Source organism: Bradyrhizobium sp. JR4.1, assembly GCF_040548605.1.
GTDB classification, from domain to species: Bacteria; Pseudomonadota; Alphaproteobacteria; order Rhizobiales; family Xanthobacteraceae; genus Bradyrhizobium; species Bradyrhizobium canariense.
In genome coordinates this window covers 373,970-389,441 of the sequence record NZ_JBEPRY010000002.1, presented here as the reverse complement: position 1 = coordinate 389,441, position 15,472 = coordinate 373,970, and the positions used below count along the sequence as shown (strand labels likewise).

Genomic DNA, 15,472 nt, shown 5'->3' with positions numbered 1-15,472 from the left:
ATGCTCGCGGCGCCCGTGACGGGCGCCGCGGCTCGACAACCAAGCGAGTCAGTCTAGTGTCCGTCCTCGACCACAACGCCGTCGACATCAATCCCCGCATCTCCGAAGCGGAGGTTGGCGATTACATCGCGCTCCTGAAGCCGCGGGTGATGTCGCTGGTGATCTTCACCGCGCTGGTCGGAATGGCGATGGCACCCGGGCATTTTCACCCGGTGCTGGCCATCACCTCGCTGCTCTGCATCGCCGTCGGCGCCGGCGCGTCCGGCGCGCTCAACATGGCGCTCGAAGGCGACATCGACGCCAAGATGTCGCGCACGGCGAACCGCCCGATTCCGCGCGGCCGCATCACCCGCCCCGAGGCGATGACCTTCGGCATGACGCTCGCCTTCTTCTCGGTGATGACGCTCGGCATCCTGGTCAACTGGATCGCGGGCGCGCTGCTCGCCTTCACCATCTTCTTCTACGTCGTGATCTACACGATCGGTCTGAAGCGCTGGACCGCGCAGAACATCGTGATCGGGGGTGCCGCCGGCGCGCTGCCGCCAGTGGTGGCCTGGGCCGCGGTCACCGGCACGGTCGACGTCGAGCCGCTGCTGCTGTTCGCCATCATCTTCTTCTGGACGCCGCCGCACTTCTGGGCGCTGGCGCTGTTCCGCTCCGACGATTACGCGCGCGCCGGCATTCCGATGCTGCCCAACGTCGCCGGCCCCGACGCAACCCGGCTTCAGATCCTGCTCTATACCATCGTGCTGATCGCGGTCGCTGCTGCGCCCTGGGCGCTCGGCTATTTCGACGCCATCTATGGCATCGTCTCGCTGATCCTCGGCGCCGGCATGCTGGCGTTCGCCGTCAACGTCTATGTGCGTCGCGAGCGTAGCCAATCGCTGCGGGCGACCCGCAAGCTGTTCGCGTTCTCCATCCTTTATCTGTTCGCGCTGTTTGCGACCTTGCTGGCCGAGGTCGTGTTCCGGGCGCTTGCGCCGATGGTAGGGGGCGCATGATCGCAGGAATGGCCGACAAACCCGAGATAGATGGAATCGTCCTCACCGAGGCGCAGAAGAAGAGCCGTCGTCAGCGCTCGATCGCGATCGCACTCGCGCTCGGTGTGCTCGTGGTGCTGTTCTTCGCCGTCACCATGGTCAAGGGGCCGGCCGTGCTCGTCCGGCCGATGTAGGAAACATGGATCAGAAGCCGACCATATCGCAGGATCAGAGCCGGACGGCCGCCAAAGGCCGCAGGCCTTCCAAAGGGCTTGGCCGCGACGTGGTGGTCGCCTCGATCTGCGGCGGCGTGGTCGCGCTGATGGTCGGCGCCTCCTACGCGGCGGTGCCGTTCTACAACTGGTTCTGCCGCGCCACCGGCTTCAACGGCACGACCCAGGTCGCGACCTCGGCGCCGGCCAGCGGTCCGATCGCACGAAAGATCGCGGTGCGCTTCGATTCCAACGTCGCGCCCGGCCTGCCCTGGAAGTTCGAGCCCGAGCAGAGCGAGATCGAGGTCAATATCGGCCAGGTCGTGACCGTCTTTTACACGGTGACCAACCAGGCCGCGCGGACCACCGCAGGCCAGGCCGCCTACAATGTCGCGCCGCTGACGGTCGGATCCTATTTCCAGAAGATCAACTGCTTCTGCTTCACCGAGCAGACCATGGCGCCGGGCGAGAAGCGAGAGATGCCGGTCGTGTTCTACGTCGATCCGTCGATCGCCGACGACCACGAGAACGACGGTCTCAATACGATCACGCTGTCCTATACTTTCTATCCGGTGAAGGATCCGGTGGTGAAGCCGCTCGCGGCCAGCGAAGACGACAAACGCAAGGGAAATCTCTGATCTCCGGGCTCACGCGCCGGGGTTGGAAATAAGGGGATAAGTGCCTGACAGGCACGGGATTGAGGAGCGAGACCGCAAATGGCAACGGCGCACACCAAGCATCACGACTACCATCTGGTCGATCCCTCGCCATGGCCCGTCGTCGGCTCCATCTCCGCCTTCATCATGGCGGTCGGCGCGATCACCTGGATGCACCACATGTTCTCGGCTGCGCCGATCATCTTCGGTGTCGGCACCGTCGGTGTGCTCTACACCATGGCGAGCTGGTGGGGCGACGTGATCAGGGAAGCCCAGTACAAGGGTGACCACACCCGCGTCGTGCAGCTGCATCACCGCTACGGCATGATCCTGTTCATCGCTTCGGAGGTGATGTTCTTCGTCGCCTGGTTCTGGGCCTATTTCAACGCGGCGCTATTCCCGGCCGACGCCGTCCACGCCACCCGCGATGCGGTGTTCGGCTGTGGTCTCGGGACAGCGGCCGGCGCCTGCGCCGTGCCAGGCACCTGGCCGCCGCACGGCATCGAGACCTTCGATCCCTGGCATCTGCCGCTCCTCAACACGCTGATCCTGCTCACCTCCGGCACCACGGTGACCTGGGCCCACCATGCGCTGCTCGAGAACGATCGCCAGGGCCTGAAGTATGGCCTGATCCTCACCGTCGTGCTCGGCGCGCTCTTCACCTGCGTGCAGGCCTATGAGTACAGCCACGCGGCATTCTCCTTCGGCGGCAACGTCTACGGCGCGACCTTCTTCATGGCGACCGGCTTCCACGGTTTTCATGTGCTGGTCGGCACCATCTTCCTGCTGGTGTGCCTGTTCCGCGCCTATGCCGGCCACTTCACGCCGACCCAGCATCTCGGCTTCGAGTTCGCCGCCTGGTACTGGCACTTCGTCGACGTGGTCTGGCTGTTCCTGTTCCTCTGCATCTATGTCTGGGGACACGGCGCCGAGACCATGGCCCACGGCGCGCACTGAGCGGGCTGACTTCGGATCGAGAAAGGGCGGCCCCGGGGCCGCCCTTTTGCTTTTCTGCGCGCAGGGGTTTCGGCAGAAACTGTGATAGACCCTGTCATCATGAACAAAGCCGACGACACGTCCGAGTCGCAAGCCACCGTCCTGCAGAGCGCGCTGCGCGGGCTTGCCTGCAAATGCCCGCGCTGCGGCCAGGGCAAGCTCTATGCAGGCTTCCTGACGCTTGCGCCGTCCTGCGAGCATTGCGGCCTCGACTACGCCTTCATCGATTCCGGTGACGGTCCGGCGATCTTCATCATCATGCTGGCCGGTGCGATCGTGGTCGGCTGCGCGCTCGTCGTCGAGGTCAAGTACCAGCCGCCGTATTGGCTGCATGCGGTGCTGTGGCTGCCGCTGATCCTTGCGACCACCCTGCTGCCGTTGCGCGCCATGAAGTCGCTGCTGATCGCGCTGCAATTCCACCATAAGGCGGCACCGGGCCGGCTGGTCGACCGCGCGAAATGAACGAGACCGCGCGCAAGCCCCGCGTGGCCGGCTTCGCGCTGTTCACGCTATTCCTGACTGCGGTCTGCATCGTGCTCGGTATCTGGCAATTGCAGCGCCGCATCGCCAAGCACGAGCTGATCGCCGCACTCACCGAGCGTCTCGCGGAGGCACCGGTCGCTCTGCCGACGCCGGCGCGATGGGCCGCGCTAAGCCCCGCGCGCGATGAATTCCGCCGTGTCAGCTTTACCGCGACCTATGCGCCGTTGCCTGATGCGATGGTCTATTCCCCCGGATCCGCCGTACGCAAGGATGCGTCAGGCCCCGGCACCTGGGCGTTCCTGCCGGCGCGGCTGCCGAGCGGCGAGACGGTGGTGATCGATGCGGGCTTCGTCGAAAATACCATGCAGGATCGCAGCGTCGAGGATCGCGCGGTCAAGAAGCTCGTCACGGGCCAGGCGGTCTCGTTCACCGGCTATCTGCGCTTCCCCGAGGCACCTGGCTGGCTGACCCCGGCGGCGAACCGCGACAAGCGGCTGTGGTTCGTGCGCGATCACGTGGCGATCGCGAGCGCGCTGGGCTGGGGCGCGGTTGCGCCGTTCTATGTTGACCTCGAGCAGCCCGCGCCCGAGAACGGCATTCCGCGGCCGGGGCCGCTCGACGTGCATCTCAAGGACGATCACCTGCAATACGCCATCACCTGGTTCACGCTTGCAGGCGCCGTGCTCATCGCCTTCGCCGTTTGGGCAAGAGGGCGGCGACGGGGCTGAGCTCCGTAGATCCGCATATGACGTCTCGGCGGCGCCAGAGCGAACGCCTCATCCTTCGAGACGACCGCTTCGCGGCCTCCTCAGGATGAGGCTCAGCTGCATCCATCCGCGTTGAAATGCTGCCGCATACTCATCCCTCATCCTGAGGGCCCGCCGCAGGCGGGCGTCTCGAAGGATGGCCGCAGTCGAATATATTTCTTCATATGCGACAGCCCTGCCAGGGAACCCGGTATCGCCCGGGGTTTACCATTCAGCGCACATTCACGAGTGTGGTCCTAAGCCGCCATCGTTTTTCCGCGGCCGACAGGATTGCAGCGTGAGCGATTTCGACCAGATGGGAATTGTCGTCGACTGGGTGGATGCCTGCAGGAAGGGCGACCTCGCGGCGCTCCTCGACCTCTATGCGGACGACGCCCACGTCGAATGCACGTGCAACGGCACGCAGCGCTATCGCGGCCGGAGCGAGCTCGAAGCCTATTGGCAGCCGCGGCTCAGCGCTTTCTCGTCGGTCGGTTTCGGGCTGGAGGAAATCCATCCTGCGCCACACGGCGTCGATCTCGAATATTCCGTCGCCGGCGCGCTACGCTTCCGCGCCTCGTTTTGTTTTAGTCCGGACGGCAAGATCCGCACCACGCTGTGCGAGCCGGCGCGACAGAACGCGCAGCTTGGCTGGGCGTGCTAGAGTTTCCGTCCTGATTAAGTCAGAACCGAACACCAGATTCTGTTTTGACGCGTTTTCTTCACGCGAACTGGTATCCACTTCGCTCGAAAAGGCTCTAGCCGGTGACCGGCGCCTCGCGTGCCGGCTCGGCGGGAAGGCGGCAGCGCACATAAGTCCTGTCGTCCACGCGCAGCAGTGACAGCGATCCGCTGAGTGCGCGCACGCGCTCATGCATGCCGGTCAGGCCGCGGCCGAACACATTACCTTCGGGAAAGCCGCCGCCATCGTCGGAAATCTCGATGACGACCGTCTCCCCGGCGAAGGTCGCCTGCACATGGGCATTGCTGGCGCCGGCATGACGCAGCACGTTGGTCAGCGCCTCCTGAATCACGCGATAGACGGTCTGAGCCAGCGGCCCGCCGATCGCGTTGAGATCCGGATCGATCGTGTCCGTCAGGTCGATAGACGGCGCCTGCTTGCGAAAATTCCGGAGCAGCGTCTGCACGGTGGTCTCCAGACCCAATTCCTCGATGTAGAGCGGTCGCAACCGGTCGAGGATGCGGCGGTTGGTCTGCTGGAGCGCCTCGACCGATTGCAACACATCCTGCGCCGAACTGCCGGGATTTCCCGCCGGGGGCGAGGCGTCGGCCAATGCGATCGTGCCGGCGCGGATGCTGAACAGCAGCGGGCCGAGTTCGTCGTGCAGTTCGCGCGCGAGATCGCGCCGCTCGTCGTCCTGGAGCGACACCAGGCGGTGCAGCAGGTCGCGATTATCCTGGCTCAATTGCGCCAGCGTTTCGGCCAGCGCATTGGCCTCCTCGCAGCTTTGCCGGATTTCCGGCGGTCCTCTGACCGGGATCGGCGTTGCGTAGTCGCCGCGCCGCATCCGCGTGAGTCCTTCGCCGAGATCTTGCAGCGGGCGCAGGGCCGATCCCGCGAAAACATAGGCAATGGTGCCGGTGAGCACCATCAGCACGGCAACGAGGATGGTCAGCGCGAGAAAGCCGATCCACTTCTCGAACAGGTCAGCCGACAGGTCCGGCAGGAAGACGAGATCGCCGACACGCTGGCCGTCGATCGTCACCGCAGCTGCCGCGTCCATGTCTGGAATGGTGAGCAGGTCGACAAACCATTGCGGTACGCCATGCGGCTTGCGCAGGCCGCCCCTCGCTGAGGACGCTGGACCCGTCTCCACGGCACGGAATTGGATATCGGAGGAGGTGTCCAGAGAATGGACAAAGGCGTCGAGCGTCTGCCGCGGGTTGTTCGAGGTGCGCAGGGTATTGTTGAGCGCGGCGGCAATGGTCTGAATCGAACGCCGCCCCGGCTCGTTCTCGTCCGCCAATTGGCCGGTCGCGAAGGTTTGGAGCAGCACGCCCCCCATGATCAGCGCGGCGAGGAAGCTCAAGCCGAGCGGCAGAAACAGTTGGGTCCTGAACGAGAAGCGTTGCCACATTAGGTCAATTCTAACGCGCGTCAGGGGATTTTGCTCTTTCCATTTGTTCCCGTCGGTTTATGAGTCGAAAAACTAGAGAATTACAATGCAAGATACTGCCAAGCCGGCGACCCGCGTCCTGATTGTCGACGACCATCCCGTGGTGCTGTCCGGTTGCCGCACCCTGTTCGCCACCGACCATTCGATCCGGATCGACGAGGCGACCGACGCCAAATCCGGGCATCGCGCCTATGTCAGCAAGCGGCCCGACGTCACTGTGATCGACATCAGCCTGCCCGACGTCTCCGGCTTTGAACTGATGCGGCGCATTCGTAAGGACGATCCTGACGCCAAGATCATCATGTTCAGCATGAACGACGATCCGGCCTTCGTGGTGCGGGCGGTCGAGCTTGGGGCGCAGGGCTACGTCTCAAAGGGCGACGATCCCCGGATCCTGCTCAAGGCGGTGCGCAAGGTGGTTGCGGGCGACAATTTCATCTCACCGCAGCTCGCGGAAGCCGTGACGTTTTCCGGCGCGGCGATCAAGGCCAATCCTGCCTCGCAGATGACGCCGCGGGAGCTCGAGATTCTTCGCCTGCTGGGTCGAGGCGACAAGATCGTGGAGGTCGCCGAGGCGCTCGGTATCTCCTACAAGACCGTCGCCAACACCACCTCCCTGCTCAAGCAGAAGCTCGGTGCCAAGAACCATTCCGACCTGATCCGGATCGCGGTGGAAATCGGGATGAACTGACGCCCGGGCGCCGAACCGGCTGCTCCAGGATGCTGCCGGTTCGGCGGGCGGACCGGTCTCGGCGCTCAGCCGGGCAATGCATGGATAGCGCCGATACCATCCGCCGACACAATGAGCGCAGCCATCGTTCGTTCCCGAACTGTCCGATCGTTCGGGATATAATGGCAGTGCGTGACGCAAGACCGCTCGCGAACGTTTGCCCGCGCCGAAGCGCGTCGGGAAAAACAGGAACATTTTCTCGCACATCCCGTTTTGTCCCTTGACGATGTCGTGACAGCCGACGAAAGCTTGCGCGAACAGTTTTTGCGGGTCGGTGACCCCAAGAGGCCAAACCGGTCTGCACACAACGACAGACCTTCCAAGAGAGGGCTGCGGCATTGCCGCAGCCCTTTTCGTTGGTAGCGTTTTTCCTTGGATGGCCCCCGGCGCGAAGCGGTTTCCTGATGCCGCAAAACACTTTATGGTGGCCCAAAGCCTCTGGCTGTTAACAAGTAGTTTCGTAAAATCAAAGGCTTGCGGATCGAGCCCAGGCTCGGCCGGCCTTTGGAGGGCAGTTTGACTCGTTATATCTCGACCCGGGGCGAGGCCCCCGAACTCGGCTTCTGCGACGTGATGCTGACCGGGCTCGCTCGCGACGGCGGCCTGTATGTGCCGGCCACCTGGCCGCAACTCGCGCCTGACGCCATCGCCGGCTTCTTCGGTCGTCCCTATTGGGAGGTCGCGGTCGAGGTGATCCGCCCCTTCGTCGCCGGCGAGATCTCGGACGCCGAGCTCGGCCGCATGGCGAACGAGGCCTACGCCACCTTCCGCCATCCGGCGGTGGTGCCGCTGCGCCAGATGGCGCCGCACCAGTTCGTGCTGGAGCTGTTCCATGGTCCGACGCTCGCCTTCAAGGACGTGGCGATGCAGCTGATCTCGCGGCTGATGGACCACGTGCTCGCCAAGCGCGGCCAGCGCACCACCATCGTGGTTGCCACCTCCGGCGACACCGGCGGTGCTGCGGTCGACGCGTTTGCAGGGCTCGAAAATGTCGATCTCATCGTGCTGTTCCCGCATGGCCGCATCTCCGAGGTGCAGCGGCGGATGATGACGACCACGGGCGCGGCCAACGTCCACGCGCTCGCCGTCGAGGGCAATTTCGACGATTGCCAGGCCATCGTGAAGGCGATGTTCAACAACCATCGCTTCCGCGATGCGACCTCGCTGTCCGGCGTCAATTCCATCAATTGGGCGCGCATCGTCGCCCAAGTGGTTTACTATTTCACCTCCGCCGTTGCCGTCGGCGCACCCGCGCGCGCGGTGGACTTCGTCGTGCCGACCGGCAATTTCGGCGACATCTTTGCCGGCTATGTCGCCAAGCGCATGGGTCTTCCGGTGCGGACCCTGGGCATCGCCGCCAACGTCAACGACATCCTGGCGCGCACGCTGAAGACCGGGATCTACGAGGTGCGCGAGGTCCACGCGACGGCGTCGCCGTCGATGGACATCCAGATCTCCTCGAATTTCGAGCGGCTGCTGTTCGAAGCTGGCGGGCGCGATGCCGCCGGCGTGCGCCGTCTGATGGATTCGCTGAAGCAATCCGGCCGCTTCGTGCTGCCCGATGCGACGCTGGCCGCGATCCGCGAGGGATTCGACGCAGGCCGCGCCGACGAGACCGAGACCGCGGCCGCGATCCGCGCCGCCTGGCGCGAGGCGGGCGAACTGGTCGACCCCCACACTGCGGTCGCGCTTGCGGTCGCCGACCGCGACACCACGGACAGGACGGTTCCCAGCATCGTGCTGTCCACCGCGCATCCGGCCAAATTCCCCGATGCGGTCGAAGCGGCCTGCGGCCAGCGGCCGCAACTGCCGGCCTGGCTCGATGGTCTGATGACCAAATCCGAACACATGAAGGTGATGAAGAACGACCAGGCCGAGGTCGAGCGGTTCGCGCTGTCGGTCAGCCGCGCCGCGAAACAGGGAGTTGCCGGATGAGCGTCGAGATTTCCAAGCTTGCGTCCGGCCTGACCGTCGTCACCGACAAGATGCCCCATCTCGAGACCGCGGCGCTTGGCGTCTGGGCCGGCGTCGGCGGGCGCGACGAGAAGCCCAACGAGCACGGCATCTCGCATCTCCTGGAACATATGGCGTTCAAAGGCACGACGAAGCGCTCGTCGCGCGAGATCGTCGAGGAGATCGAGGCGGTCGGCGGCGACCTCAACGCCGGCACCTCGACCGAGACCACGTCCTATTATGCGCGGGTGCTGAAGGCCGACGTGCCGCTCGCGCTCGACGTGCTCGCCGACATCCTGGCCAATCCGGCCTTCGAGCCCGACGAGCTCGAGCGCGAGAAGAACGTCATCGTGCAGGAGATCGGCGCGGCGCAGGACACGCCTGACGACGTCGTGTTCGAGCACCTCAACGAGCTCTGCTATCCCGACCAGCCGATGGGCCGTTCGCTGCTCGGCACCGCGAAGACCTTGCGTGCCTTCAGCCGCGACTCGCTGCGCGACTATCTGTCGACGCATTACCGCGGGCCGGACATGGTGGTGGCGGCCGCCGGGGCGGTCGATCACAAGCAGGTGGTCGCCGAGGTCGAGCAGCGCTTTGCCAGTTTTGAGGGGACAGCGGGTCCCAAGCCGCAACCCGCGCAGTTCGGCAAGGGCGGCACCAAGGTGGTGCATCGCGAGCTCGAACAGGCGCATCTGACGCTGGCGCTGGAGGGCGTGCCGCAGACCGATCTGTCGCTGTTCTCGCTCCAGGTCTTCACCAACATCCTCGGCGGCGGGATGTCATCGCGGCTGTTCCAGGAGGTGCGCGAGAAGCGCGGCCTCTGTTACTCGATCTACTCGTTCCACGCCCCCTATACCGACACCGGCTTTTTCGGCCTCTACACCGGCACCGATCCGGCCGATGCGCCCGAGATGATGGAGGTCGTGGTCGACATCATGAACGATTCGGTCGAGACCCTGACCGAGGTCGAGATCGCGCGGGCGAAGGCGCAGATGAAGGCGGGGCTGCTGATGGCGCTGGAGAGCTGCTCGTCCCGTGCCGAGCAGCTCGCCCGGCATGTGCTGGCCTATGGCCGGCCCCAGACCGCCGAGGAGCTGGTGGCCCGGATCGACGCCGTCAGCGTCGAATCGACCCGGGATGCGGCGCGTGCACTGCTTTCGCGCAGCCGCCCTGCGGTTGTCGCATTAGGCAGTGGCAGGGGTCTGGACACGGCGGTGTCTTTTGCGGAAGGATTGACCCGGGCACGCGCCAAGGCGCGGCTGCATTAGGAGCCGCGCACGGGTTGATCCGCCCCGGGGAAGCATCACCATGGCCCTCTTTCGCCTGCCATCCAGTGGACCCGCCGCTCTCGCGCCGCGCGGCAACGGCCTGTTGCTACGCGCGCCGCAGATGTCGGACTTCCTGCAGTGGGCCCATCTGCGCGAGTCCAGCCGCGATTACCTGACGCCCTGGGAGCCGATCTGGCCGTCGGACGATCTCACGCGCTCCGGTTTCCGCCGTCGCCTGCGCCGCTATTCCGAGGACATCGCCGCGGACCGGTCCTATCCCTTTCTGATCTTCCGGGAGCTCGACGGCGCCATGGTCGGCGGCATCACGCTCGCCAATGTCCGCCGCGGCATCGTCCAGGCCGGCACCATCGGCTATTGGGTCGGGAAGCCCCACGCTCAGCGCGGCTACATGACGGCCGCGCTGCGTGTGCTGCTGCCGACGCTGTTCGGCGAGCTCAATCTGCACCGGGTCGAGGCGGCCTGCATCCCGACCAATGCGCCCTCGATCCGGGTGCTGGAGAAGTGCGGTTTCTCGCGCGAGGGGCTGGCGCGCCGCTATCTCTGTATCAACGGGGTCTGGCAGGACCATTTGTTGTTCGGCCTGCTGCACGAGGATTTCCGCGGCTGAGCCGTTCGTTGATGTGACCAAAGTCTCCTGTGTGCCTGCCTTGGGTTCGCCGGTTTTGACGATATAACGGCGCAACCCGGCCGGTGATCGGCCGTGATGTTGTCATGGAGTGTGGGTGTTGATGGTGCAGGAGCTTCGGTCATCGCGGAATGCGTTGCGGCGGGGGGCGGCGGTCGCGCTGGCGTTGTCGGTTGCACTCGTCTCCGTCTCGCCGGTTGCGGCGCAGTCGCTGACCGATCGATTCAAGGGCCTGTTCGGCGGCAAGTCGGACGAGCCGGCTCAACCCAAGCCGGCACCTGCGCCAGGCCAGCCGGCGGCCGATGACGATCTTGACTGCCCGCAGGTCACGGTGCGTGCCGGAGCCTCCACCTATGCGGTCGGTGCCACCGGCAAGCCGGCCGTCGGCAACGAGATCCGCTTTCAGGCCACCATCACCAAGATGGCGCGCGAATGCGCCCGCAATGGCGGCGATATCACGGCCCGGATCGGCATCCAGGGCCGCGTCATTGCCGGTCCCGCCGGCGCGCCTGCGACCGTCGAGGTGCCGCTGCGCGTCGCCGTGGTGCAGGGCGGCGTCGGCGAGAAGGTGATCGCTTCCAAGGCCTACCGGACCACGGTCGGAATGTCGGAGGGCGGCAGCGTGCCGTTCACCTTCGTGGCCGAGGATCTGGTCTATCCGATGCCTTCGGCCAAGGACGCCGATAGCTATATCTTCTATGTCGGCTTCGATCCGCAGGCGCTGTCGCCCGAGCCGAAGGCGCGGGTGAAGAAGAAGTAGGGCGGTCTCGTGCCCCGGACGCGGCGCAGGCGCGCAGCGGTGCGACGCAGAGCCGGGGCCCATGTTGCGGTCAGCGTTATCGTGTGAGGCATGGGTCCCGGCTCTGCGGAGCAGCGTTACACGCTGCGCCGCGTCCGGGACACGGGAAGAAGCCATACCAACAAAAAAGCCGGCGCTCATCGCACCGGCTTTTTGATGGGTGAAGGCGAAGCCCCTCAGTTCAGCTTCTGCCTGACCTCGGTGATGCCCTTGGCGAGCAGATCGTCGGCGACCTGGCCCCTGACCGACTGCGACAGGATGGTGGAGGCGGCCTGGACGGCGGCTTCGGCGGCTGCGGCGCGGACATCGGCCACCGCCTGGGCCTCGGCGAGCGCGATCTTGCCCTCCGCGGTCTTGGTACGGCGAGCGACGAAATCTTCCACCTTGGCCCTGGCCTCGGTGGCGATGCGCTCGGCTTCGCTCTTCGCGTTGGCGATGATGTCGGCGGCCTCGCGTTCGGCCGAGGCGGTGCGCGCCTTGTAGTCGGCGAGTACCTTGGCGGCTTCCTGCTTGAGGCGCGTCGCGTCGTCGAGCTCGGCCTTGATGCGATCGGCGCGATGGTCGAGCGCAGTCATGGCTTTCTTGAAGACACCGAGATAGCCGAACCCGACCATCAGGATCACGAAGGCGATGGCGACCCAGGTTTCAGGATCGAAGAACATATCGATTAACCCTTCAAGGACGCATCAACGGCGGCATTGACCAATGCCGCGTCCGGAACCACGCCGGTGAGCTGCTGCACGATGGTGCCTGCCGCATCGGCCGCGATGTCGCGGACGTTGCTCATGGCGGTCGCACGGGTCGAGGCGATGGTCTTCTCCGCCTCGGCGAGCTTGGCCGCCAATTGCTCTTCCAGCGCCTTGCGCTCGGCGTCCGCCTGCGCATTCGCCTTGTCGCGGGATTCGTTGCCGATGGCCTGCGCGCGCAAGCGTGCCGAAGCAAGCTCGCTATCATAGGCCTTCAGCGCCGCTTCGGACTGGTCCTTCAGCTTCTGCGCTTCGGCGAGGTCGCCCTCGATCTTGTTCTGACGCGCCTCGATCGCACCGCCGACGCGCGGCAGAGCGAGCTTGGACACGATCACGTAAAGCGCGACGAAGAAGATCGCGAGCGACACCAGCTGCGAAGCATAGGTGCTGCTCTCGAACGGCGGAAAACCGCCACCGTGGTGACCACCGTCAGCCTCGGTGTGAGCGCCCGCCGCCGGACCTTTTGCGCCGCCATGACTTTCAGCCATGGAGTACTCCTGTTGCTGTCATGCGCGTCGCTTCGGCTGAAGCGGCGCGAAAATCGTCCTCAGAGCGGAACGAACAGCAGCAGCAGCGCGATCAGCAGCGAGAAAATGCCGAGCGCTTCGGTCACGGCGAAGCCGAAGATCAGATTGCCGAACTGGCCCTGAGCGGCCGAGGGGTTGCGAACGGCTGCGGCGAGGTAGTTGCCGAAGATCACGCCGACGCCGACGCCCGCGCCGCCCATGCCGATGCATGCGATGCCCGCGCCGATAAGTTTTGCTGCTGCCGGATCCATTTTAGACTCCTTGGAAGAAAGATTGGGTTTTGGGTGGAAATTCCCCGGACCGCTCAGTGTCCCGGATGAATGGCGTCGTTGAGGTAGATGCAGGTCAGGATCGCAAACACATAGGCTTGCAGGAATGCGACCAGAATCTCGAGAGCGTAAAGCGCGACCGTGAGCGCCAGCGGCAGCACGCCGCCGACCCAGCCGAGGGCGCCGAGCGAGAAGCCGAGCATGGCGACGAAGCCCGCGAACACCTTCAGCGCGATGTGGCCGGCCAGCATGTTGGCAAACAGACGGACGCTGTGGGAGACCGGCCGCAGGAAGAACGACAGGATCTCGATGAACATCACCAGCGGCAGGATGTAGCCGGGGACGCCGTGGGGCACGAAGATCGAGAAGAATTTCAGGCCGTTTTTGGCAATGCCGTAGATCAGCACCGTGAAGAAGACCAGCAGCGCGAGGGCCGCGGTGACGATCAGATGGCTCGAGATCGTGAAGGTGTAGGGAATGATGCCGACCAGGTTCGAAACGCAGATGAACATGAACAGCGAAAAGATCAGCGGGAAGAACTTCATGCCTTCCGAGCCGGCCGTCGAGCGGATGGTCGAGGCCACGAACTCGTAGGAGATCTCGGCGACCGACTGCAGGCGCCCGGGAACCAGCTGCGTGCCGCTGGCGAGCATCAGGATCGAGATGATCGCGACCGCCACCAGCATGTAGAGCGACGAATTGGTGAAGGCGATCGTGTGGTTGCCGATATGGCCCAGGGTGAAGAGAGGCTCGATGTTGAACTGGTGGATCGGATCGATTTTCATCAGCGCGGCATCTCTTGGTCTGCCGGGCGATGCCGGCGGGTCTCGGTCTGCCGGTCGGGCCCGGCCCGTACCGGCTCAAGCCGGCACGATCATTCCTCTCCTGGAGTGGATCGCTTAAGAACCACCGCGCCTGTTTTGACCCGCGCCTGCCGTTCTCACCACATTCACCACGCCGGCGACGAAGCCCAGCAGCAGGAACACGATGAATCCGAAAGGCGACGTCGACAGCAAGCGGTCGAAACCCCAGCCAATCCCCGCTCCGACAACGACCCCGGCGACCAACTCGGAGGATAACCGGAAACCAAGCGCCATCGCCGAGGCTCTGGCCGCTCTGTCTTCACCGTCACCTGCGGGTTGCTCGGTCTTGACGTGGCGGCCGCGAAATTCGGACAACCGCTGATCAAGATTTCCGAGCCGATCGGAAAGCGCAGCTTCCTCGGGCGATCTATCGCGATCTCCATTCTCGCCGTGTCCCGTGCCCTGTGTCATGCAACGAAGACCCGAAACGCCGCGGCTGAATGGAAATTGCGCCCGCCACCCTCAAAAGCCGCGCGGACCATACTGATGGCCCATAATCAAGTCAAGCCAAGTCACGATTGTGTCCATTCCCGTTATGTATATGATTTCTTTGGAAATATCGGCGCGGCCGGCAGCGCTGCACACAGCGTGACGCCGCACCGCAGCAGGTCTCCGCTGGATCGGCGAACGCAGTCGCCATTTCGCCCGGCTGCCGGGATCAAAGGGGGCCTCGCGATCGTTCATGTCAAAGGCGCGTTTTGGGCGGCGGATCGCCTCGCCGGGGTGTAGCATTTGCGAGACGTGCCACCTTTATGAGCGCCATCTTTGGACGTGCGACCGGCGCGTCGTGGCGGAGAACGCGATGAGACCAGCGAATTCATCCCCAGCATCATGGCTTGCGGCGGCGGCGTTCGCCGCGGCGATGGCCATCAGCGTCGGCTGCCTTGCCGCGCAATCCGCGCCCGACAGCGAAAACGGCCGCTACAGCATGACCCCCATCCCCGAGGGCGTGCTGCGGCTCGACAGCCGCACCGGCACCGTGTCGACCTGCACCCGGAGCGGCGCCGGCTGGGCCTGCTACGCCGTACCCGATGAACGTACCGCGCTCGACGCCGAGATCGGCAGGCTCCAGGCCGAAGTCGAGATGCTGAAGGAACGGCTTGCGGCGGGGCCGACCGTGTCAGGCAAGATCGACGAGGCGCTGCCGAAAACCGATCCGCTCAAGAAGGCGGAGCCGCAAGCACGAGAACCAAGGGCCGCCGAGGGCGAGCGCAGGATCGAGATCCCGCTGCCGAGCGACCAGGACGTCGATCGCGTGATGTCGTTCCTGGAAAAAGCCTGGCGTCGCCTGATCGACATGGCCAACCGCGTGCAGAAGGACGTGTCGGGGAAGATTTAGCGCGTGGTGAGATGCCGTAGGGTGGGCAAAGGCGCGAAGCGCCGTGCCCACCATTTGCGTCTCCGTTGAGTGAGTCGGTGGGCACGCTTCGCTTTGCCCACCCTACGGCAGCTTTCCGAAT

At 64.8% G+C, this 15,472-nt stretch carries 19 protein-coding genes; 13 read left to right on the top strand and 6 right to left on the bottom strand.

Features of this window, described 5'->3' with window-relative positions; translation table 11 throughout:
• Positions 1 to 56 precede the first annotated feature (56 nt).
• From ABIB90_RS07065 to ABIB90_RS07035, 7 genes are all read left to right on the top strand, one after another.
• Positions 57 to 1,001, top strand: coding sequence for a heme o synthase (locus ABIB90_RS07065; RefSeq protein WP_219684755.1), 945 nt, complete (start codon positions 57 to 59; stop codon positions 999 to 1,001).
• Positions 998 to 1,174 (top strand): cytochrome c oxidase system small membrane protein, encoded by a 177-nt coding sequence (locus ABIB90_RS07060; RefSeq protein ID WP_007599435.1) that lies wholly within the window; start codon positions 998 to 1,000, stop codon positions 1,172 to 1,174. The genes ABIB90_RS07065 and ABIB90_RS07060 overlap by 4 nt, the downstream gene beginning before the upstream one ends.
• A gap of 5 nt (positions 1,175 to 1,179) precedes the next feature.
• Positions 1,180 to 1,830 (top strand): cytochrome c oxidase assembly protein, encoded by a 651-nt coding sequence (locus tag ABIB90_RS07055; RefSeq protein ID WP_354200524.1) that lies wholly within the window; start codon positions 1,180 to 1,182, stop codon positions 1,828 to 1,830.
• Between the two features lie 78 nt (positions 1,831 to 1,908).
• Positions 1,909 to 2,805 (top strand): cytochrome c oxidase subunit 3, encoded by an 897-nt coding sequence (locus tag ABIB90_RS07050; protein WP_007599437.1) that lies wholly within the window; start codon positions 1,909 to 1,911, stop codon positions 2,803 to 2,805.
• A gap of 99 nt (positions 2,806 to 2,904) precedes the next feature.
• The gene (locus tag ABIB90_RS07045) at positions 2,905 to 3,306 is read left to right on the top strand and encodes a DUF983 domain-containing protein (protein ID WP_007599438.1); all 402 of its coding nucleotides are present in this window, start codon (positions 2,905 to 2,907) and stop codon (positions 3,304 to 3,306) included.
• A complete protein-coding gene (locus ABIB90_RS07040) occupies positions 3,303 to 4,055 on the top strand; it encodes an SURF1 family protein (RefSeq protein WP_354200523.1) in 753 nt (250 codons plus the stop codon). Before ABIB90_RS07045 ends, ABIB90_RS07040 begins: the two co-directional genes overlap by 4 nt.
• 316 nt (positions 4,056 to 4,371) lie before the next feature.
• Positions 4,372 to 4,737 carry a nuclear transport factor 2 family protein gene (locus ABIB90_RS07035; RefSeq protein WP_007599441.1) on the top strand — a complete coding sequence of 122 codons (366 nt, stop codon included), beginning with the start codon at positions 4,372 to 4,374 and terminating at the stop codon, positions 4,735 to 4,737.
• Between the two features lie 94 nt (positions 4,738 to 4,831).
• On the opposite strand, the gene ABIB90_RS07030 is transcribed toward ABIB90_RS07035, so the two are convergent.
• Positions 4,832 to 6,172, bottom strand: a complete 1,341-nt coding sequence (locus ABIB90_RS07030; RefSeq protein ID WP_007599442.1) for a histidine kinase — start codon at positions 6,170 to 6,172, stop codon at positions 4,832 to 4,834.
• An 85-nt stretch (positions 6,173 to 6,257) separates the two neighbouring features.
• Between ABIB90_RS07030 and ABIB90_RS07025 the strand changes: the two genes are divergently transcribed.
• The 5 genes from ABIB90_RS07025 (at position 6,258) to ABIB90_RS07005 (ending at position 11,568) form a co-directional block, all read left to right on the top strand.
• On the top strand, positions 6,258 to 6,902 hold the full coding sequence (locus ABIB90_RS07025) for a response regulator transcription factor (RefSeq protein ID WP_007599443.1): 645 nt from the start codon (positions 6,258 to 6,260) through the stop codon (positions 6,900 to 6,902).
• Between the two features lie 555 nt (positions 6,903 to 7,457).
• Complete coding sequence (gene thrC, locus ABIB90_RS07020; RefSeq protein WP_354200522.1) at positions 7,458 to 8,876, top strand: threonine synthase; 1,419 nt, start codon at positions 7,458 to 7,460, stop codon at positions 8,874 to 8,876.
• Positions 8,873 to 10,162, top strand: coding sequence for a M16 family metallopeptidase (locus tag ABIB90_RS07015; RefSeq protein ID WP_007599446.1), 1,290 nt, complete (start codon positions 8,873 to 8,875; stop codon positions 10,160 to 10,162). Before thrC ends, ABIB90_RS07015 begins: the two co-directional genes overlap by 4 nt.
• A gap of 40 nt (positions 10,163 to 10,202) precedes the next feature.
• Positions 10,203 to 10,790, top strand: a complete 588-nt coding sequence (locus ABIB90_RS07010; RefSeq protein WP_007599447.1) for a GNAT family N-acetyltransferase — start codon at positions 10,203 to 10,205, stop codon at positions 10,788 to 10,790.
• 121 nt (positions 10,791 to 10,911) lie between these two features.
• Positions 10,912 to 11,568, top strand: coding sequence for a hypothetical protein (locus ABIB90_RS07005; protein ID WP_219684773.1), 657 nt, complete (start codon positions 10,912 to 10,914; stop codon positions 11,566 to 11,568).
• A 215-nt stretch (positions 11,569 to 11,783) separates the two neighbouring features.
• On the opposite strand, the gene ABIB90_RS07000 is transcribed toward ABIB90_RS07005, so the two are convergent.
• From ABIB90_RS07000 to ABIB90_RS06980, 5 genes are all read right to left on the bottom strand, one after another.
• Positions 11,784 to 12,269, bottom strand: coding sequence for a F0F1 ATP synthase subunit B family protein (locus tag ABIB90_RS07000; protein ID WP_219684750.1), 486 nt, complete (start codon positions 12,267 to 12,269; stop codon positions 11,784 to 11,786).
• Positions 12,270 to 12,274: 5 nt separating this feature from the next.
• Positions 12,275 to 12,841: a F0F1 ATP synthase subunit B family protein gene (locus ABIB90_RS06995; protein WP_354200521.1), complete on the bottom strand. Its 567-nt coding sequence runs from the start codon at positions 12,839 to 12,841 to the stop codon at positions 12,275 to 12,277.
• Positions 12,842 to 12,900: 59 nt separating this feature from the next.
• Positions 12,901 to 13,131, bottom strand: coding sequence for a F0F1 ATP synthase subunit C (locus tag ABIB90_RS06990; RefSeq protein WP_007599451.1), 231 nt, complete (start codon positions 13,129 to 13,131; stop codon positions 12,901 to 12,903).
• Positions 13,132 to 13,184: 53 nt separating this feature from the next.
• On the bottom strand, positions 13,185 to 13,934 hold the full coding sequence (locus tag ABIB90_RS06985) for a F0F1 ATP synthase subunit A (protein ID WP_007599455.1): 750 nt from the start codon (positions 13,932 to 13,934) through the stop codon (positions 13,185 to 13,187).
• A 114-nt stretch (positions 13,935 to 14,048) separates the two neighbouring features.
• Complete coding sequence (locus tag ABIB90_RS06980; RefSeq protein ID WP_007599457.1) at positions 14,049 to 14,423, bottom strand: AtpZ/AtpI family protein; 375 nt, start codon at positions 14,421 to 14,423, stop codon at positions 14,049 to 14,051.
• Positions 14,424 to 14,814: 391 nt separating this feature from the next.
• On the opposite strand from ABIB90_RS06980, the gene ABIB90_RS06975 reads away from it, so the two are divergent.
• Positions 14,815 to 15,351: a hypothetical protein gene (locus ABIB90_RS06975; protein WP_007599459.1), complete on the top strand. Its 537-nt coding sequence runs from the start codon at positions 14,815 to 14,817 to the stop codon at positions 15,349 to 15,351.
• Positions 15,352 to 15,472: the final 121 nt, after the last annotated feature.